Origin of the sequence: Pseudomonas sp. PS01303, from assembly GCF_029959385.1 — a bacterium.
Lineage (GTDB): Bacteria > Pseudomonadota > Gammaproteobacteria > Pseudomonadales > Pseudomonadaceae > Aquipseudomonas > Aquipseudomonas rustica.
Genome location: NZ_JASCPK010000246.1, coordinates 1 through 4,622, shown reverse-complemented (window position 1 = coordinate 4,622; position 4,622 = coordinate 1). Strand labels below are relative to the sequence as shown.

At 61.3% G+C, this 4,622-nt stretch carries 4 protein-coding genes; 1 reads left to right on the top strand and 3 read right to left on the bottom strand.

The annotated features are described in order from the left end of the window. Positions 1 to 135: 135 nt before the first annotated feature. On the bottom strand, positions 136 to 1,488 hold the full coding sequence (gene pmbA / locus QMX93_RS29780; protein WP_172680072.1) for a metalloprotease PmbA: 1,353 nt from the start codon (positions 1,486 to 1,488) through the stop codon (positions 136 to 138). Positions 1,489 to 1,590: 102 nt separating this feature from the next. Here pmbA and yjgA point away from each other — a divergent pair, with 102 nt between their 5' ends. Further along, on the top strand, positions 1,591 to 2,115 hold the full coding sequence (gene yjgA, locus QMX93_RS29775; RefSeq protein WP_007915377.1) for a ribosome biogenesis factor YjgA: 525 nt from the start codon (positions 1,591 to 1,593) through the stop codon (positions 2,113 to 2,115). A 103-nt stretch (positions 2,116 to 2,218) separates the two neighbouring features. Here yjgA and tldD read toward each other — a convergent pair whose 3' ends face one another. Further along, a complete protein-coding gene (gene tldD / locus QMX93_RS29770; RefSeq protein WP_008085093.1) occupies positions 2,219 to 3,661 on the bottom strand; it encodes a metalloprotease TldD in 1,443 nt (480 codons plus the stop codon). A gap of 4 nt (positions 3,662 to 3,665) precedes the next feature. Further along, on the bottom strand, positions 3,666 to 4,526 hold the full coding sequence (locus QMX93_RS29765; protein WP_053117089.1) for a carbon-nitrogen hydrolase family protein: 861 nt from the start codon (positions 4,524 to 4,526) through the stop codon (positions 3,666 to 3,668). Between the last annotated feature and the right edge of the window lie 96 nt (positions 4,527 to 4,622).

Below are 4,622 nucleotides of genomic sequence, written 5' to 3'. Positions count from 1 at the left end.
GTGTCAGCCAATATTGATGTCGACTGACATGCCGCCTTCGCGAGCAAGCTCGGCTCCTACAGGGGATTTGAGTCAGGCATGAAAAAGGCGCGCCATCCGGGTGGATGGCGCGCCTTTTTTTGTGACGGTTGCGGTTTAGCTGCCCGCGACGGTCATCCGTTCGATCAACACCGAACCCGTGCGAATGTTGCTGCGCAGTTCCAGGTCGTTACCCACCGCGACGATCTGCTTGAACATGTCGCGCATGTTGCCGGCGATGGTCACTTCCTGCACCGCGAACTGGATTTCGCCGTTCTCGACCCAGAAACCCGCCGCGCCGCGTGAATAGTCGCCGGTGACCATGTTCAAGCCATGGCCCATCAATTCGGTGACGAGCAAACCACGGCCCATGCGCTTCAACAGCGCCGCCTGGTCTTCGTCGCCATGGGTGACGAACAGGTTGTGCACGCCGCCGGCGTTAGCGGTGCTCGGCATGCCGAGTTTGCGCCCGGAATACGTGCCGAGGATGTACGAGACCAACTCGCCCTTTTCGACGAACGGTTTGGCGTACGTCGCCAGACCATCGCCGTCATAGGCCGAACTGCCCATGGCGCGCATCAGGTGTGGACGCTCGTCGATGGTCAGCCATTCCGGGAACAGCTTCTGCCCCAGCGTGCCTTCGAGGAACGACGATTTGCGATACAGGCTGCCGCCGGAGATCGCCGAAAGGAAACTGCCGAACAAGCCACCGGCCAGTTCTGCGGAGAACAGCACCGGCACTTCACAGGTTGGCACCGGACGCGCGCCCAAACGGCTCGCGGCCCGTTGCGCAGCTCGCTGACCAATGCTCACCGGATCCGCCAGCAACGAGCCCTGACGGCTGACGTCATACCAATAATCGCGCTGCATCTGGCCGTCGGCCTCAGCGATCATCACGCAGCTCAGACTGTGTCGGGTCGACGCGTAACCACCAATAAAACCGTGGCTGTTGCCATAAACGCGGCAGCCTTGGTGAGTGCTGAGGGTGGTGCCATCGGCATTTTTGATCCGCGCATCGGCATCGAACGCCGCCGCTTCGCAGATCAACGCCTTCTCGATCGCCTGTTCCGGGGTGATGTCCCATTCGTGGAACAGGTCGAAATCCTTCAGATCCTTGGCCATCAGCGCGGCATCGGCCAGGCCAGAGGCTTCGTCTTCAGAGGTGTGCTTGGCAATCGCCAGCGCCGCCGCGACGGTTTCGCGAATCGCTTCTGGCCCGGTGGCTGACGTGCTGGCCGAGCCTTTGCGCTGACCGACGTACAGCGTGATGCCAAACCCCTGATCGCGGTTGAATTCGACTGTTTCGACTTCGCGCTGACGCACGGAAGTGGACAAGCCCTGCTCCAGCGATACCGCGACTTCACAGGCGCTGGCGCCCTGACGTTTGGCTTCGGCGATGATCTGCTCGACCTGTTCCTGCAGTGCCGGCAATGCCTGCGGGCCGACGCTTTCAACTGCACTCATGCTCATCTCCACTCAAATTCTGCTTTCGGCTGGGGCCATCGAGCGACCGGGCCGGACAAGCGGCCCCCGACTGGTTATCATGGCGGCGTTTCTTTGCGGACTGCCACCATGGTTGATTCTTACGACGACTCCCTCGATACGGGAGAAAAAAGCAAATCTCAGGTCAAACGCGAGCTGCATGCTCTGGTTGACCTTGGCGAGCGCCTTACAACACTCAAGCCTGACTTGATCGCAAAACTGCCACTGACCGACGCCATGCGCCGGGCCTTGGCCGATGCGCCCAAGCACACCGCGAATATCGCGCGGAAACGGCATTTGCAGTTCATCGGCAAACTGATGCGCGACCAGGACACTGACGCGATTCTGACCTTGCTCGATCAACTCGATGCCTCCACTCGCCAATACAACGAGCGTTTCCATAACCTGGAACGCTGGCGCGATCGCCTGATCGCGGGCGACGATGCCGTGCTGGAAAAATTCGTCGTCGAGTACCCGGACGCCGACCGCCAGCAATTGCGTTCCCTGATCCGTCAGGCTCAGCACGAGGTTGCGCAAAACAAACCTCCTGCTTCCAGCCGCAAGATCTTCAAGTACATCCGTGAGCTGGACGAGACTCAACGCGGCCTGCGTTGATCTCATCCCTGTAGGAGCTGCCGAAGGCTCGGGCCGCGATCGGACGATCTTTTGATCTTTAAAAACAAAGATCGCAGCCTGCGGCAGCTCCTACACACGTTTCTTATGCGCCCGTACCACCGACGGTGATCGCATCGATTTTCAGCGTCGGCTGACCCACGCCCACCGGCACCGACTGCCCATCCTTGCCGCACGTCCCCACACCGCTGTCCAGCGCCAGATCGTTACCGACCATCGACACCCGGCTCATCGCCTCAGGGCCGTTGCCGATCAACGTCGCGCCTTTGACCGGCGCGGTGATCTTGCCGTCTTCGATCAGGTACGCCTCGCTGGTGGAGAACACAAACTTGCCGCTGGTGATGTCGACCTGACCGCCGCCGAGGTTGGCGCAGTAGATGCCCTTCTTCACCGACGCGATGATTTCCGCCGGATCGCTTTCGCCACCGAGCATGTAGGTGTTGGTCATCCGCGGCATCGGCAAGTGCGCGTAAGATTCACGACGACCATTACCGGTACGGGCCACGCCCATCAGACGCGCATTGAGCTTGTCCTGCATGTAACCCTTGAGCACGCCGTTTTCGATCAGCGTGGTGCACTCGGTCGGCGTGCCTTCGTCGTCGACACTCAGCGAACCGCGACGGCCGCTCAAGGTGCCGTCATCGACGATGGTGCAAAGCTTCGAGGCAACCATTTCGCCCATGCGCCCGCTGTAAGCCGAACTGCCCTTGCGGTTGAAATCGCCTTCCAGACCGTGGCCGACGGCTTCGTGCAACAGCACGCCAGACCAACCCGAACCCAACACCACCGGAAAAGTACCGGCCGGGGCAGGGATCGCTTCCAGATTCACCAGCGCCTGACGCAACGCTTCACGGGCATAGCCCATGGCGCGGTCTTCGGCGAGGAAATAACGGTAGTCGGTACGCCCGCCGCCGCCATGCCCGCCGCGCTCGCGACGACCATTCTGCTCAACGATCACGCTGACGTTGAAACGCACCAAAGGGCGCACATCCGCCGCCAGACCGCCGTCGGTGGACGCGACCAGAATCCGTTCCCAGACACCGGCCATGCTCACGCTGACTTGCTGGATACGCGGGTCGAGCGCGCGGGTCGCGACATCGATGCTCTTGAGCAACTCGACTTTCTCGGCGCGGCTCAGCACTTCCAGCGGATTATCCGGCGCGTACAACTGGGCGACGTCTTGGCTGGTGAACGCCTGCACCGTGCCGTTTTGCCCGGCACGGGAGATCGAACGTGCCGCGCGAGCCGCTGCGCCGAGGGCTTCGAGGGTGATCGCGTTGCTGTAGGCGAAACCGGTTTTCTCACCGGATTGCGCGCGCACGCCAACGCCCTGATCGAGGTTGAAGCTGCCTTCCTTGACGATGCCATCTTCCAGCGCCCAGGACTCGGAGATCTGTCCCTGGAAATACAGGTCGGCGGCATCGATGCCCGGGCCGGCCAGATCGCCGAGTACGCCTTGCAGGCTCTCGATGGTCACGCCGCCCGGTGCCAACAGGTGATCACTGACTGAGGACAACAACTCGCTCATAGGTTTACGCCTTAAATTCATGTTCTGAAGCAGGTCGCTGTGCGCCCTGCGAGAAAAACCGCCGATGACTCGTCACCGGCATCCGCGCCCTGATGGACGCTTGTTCACTGCTATCGCGTTCGGCCAACAACACCGCTTCGCCTTGATCCTGTTGCGCCAGCACGCGGCCCCACGGGTCGACAATCGCCGCATGGCCAAACGTTTCGCGCGGCCCCGGATGGGTTCCGCCCTGCGCTGCCGCCAACACATAACACTGGGTTTCGATGGCCCGCGCGCGAATCAGTACGTCCCAATGCGCTGCGCCGGTCACCGCGGTAAAAGCCGACGGTGCGGTAATCAATTCAGCACCGGCCGCGCGCAATTCGCTGTACAGCTCCGGGAAGCGCAGGTCGTAACACACGGTCAGACCCAATTTGCCCACCGGCGTGTCCGCCACCACCACACCACTGCCATAAGCATAGTCATCGGATTCGCGGTAACGGCCGCGATTGTCGGCGACATCGACATCGAACAGGTGCAGCTTGTCATAGCGTGCAACGATTTCGCCGTGTTCGTTGACCAGCAGCGAACAGGCATTGGCCTTCGCCGTCGGTTGATCCACCGGCGGCAACGGCAATGTGCCGGCCACTATCCATAACTTGAGGTCGCGGGCGGTCTGTTTCAACCATGGCAGGATCGGGCCGTCGCCCAATGCCTCGGCGCGGCCGATATCAGCGACGTCGCGACGGCCCATGGCGGCGAAGTTTTCCGGCAGCACCGCAAGCTTCGCGCCCCCGGCGGCAGCCTGTTCGAGCAGGCGCCGGGCCTGAGCCAGATTGGCCAGCACGTCACTCTGGCTGACCATTTGAATCACCGCAAAAGACATGGCCGCTCCTCGAAATCTGCATGTGACGGTGTAGGAGCTGCCCGCCGGCACCCAGGGATATAGAGGTCTTTTATAAAAAAAAAAAAAAAAAAACCA

Bases quoted from the DNA above. Each gene is read 5' to 3' on its own strand.
- tldD (WP_008085093.1), bottom strand. From the start codon at position 3,661: ATGAGCGAGTTGTTGTCCTCAGTCAGTGATCACCTGTTGGCACCGGGC.
- QMX93_RS29765 (WP_053117089.1), bottom strand. From the start codon at position 4,526: ATGTCTTTTGCGGTGATTCAAATGGTCAGCCAGAGTGACGTGCTGGCC.
- yjgA (WP_007915377.1), top strand. From the start codon at position 1,591: ATGGTTGATTCTTACGACGACTCCCTCGATACGGGAGAAAAAAGCAAA.
- pmbA (WP_172680072.1), bottom strand. From the start codon at position 1,488: ATGAGCATGAGTGCAGTTGAAAGCGTCGGCCCGCAGGCATTGCCGGCA.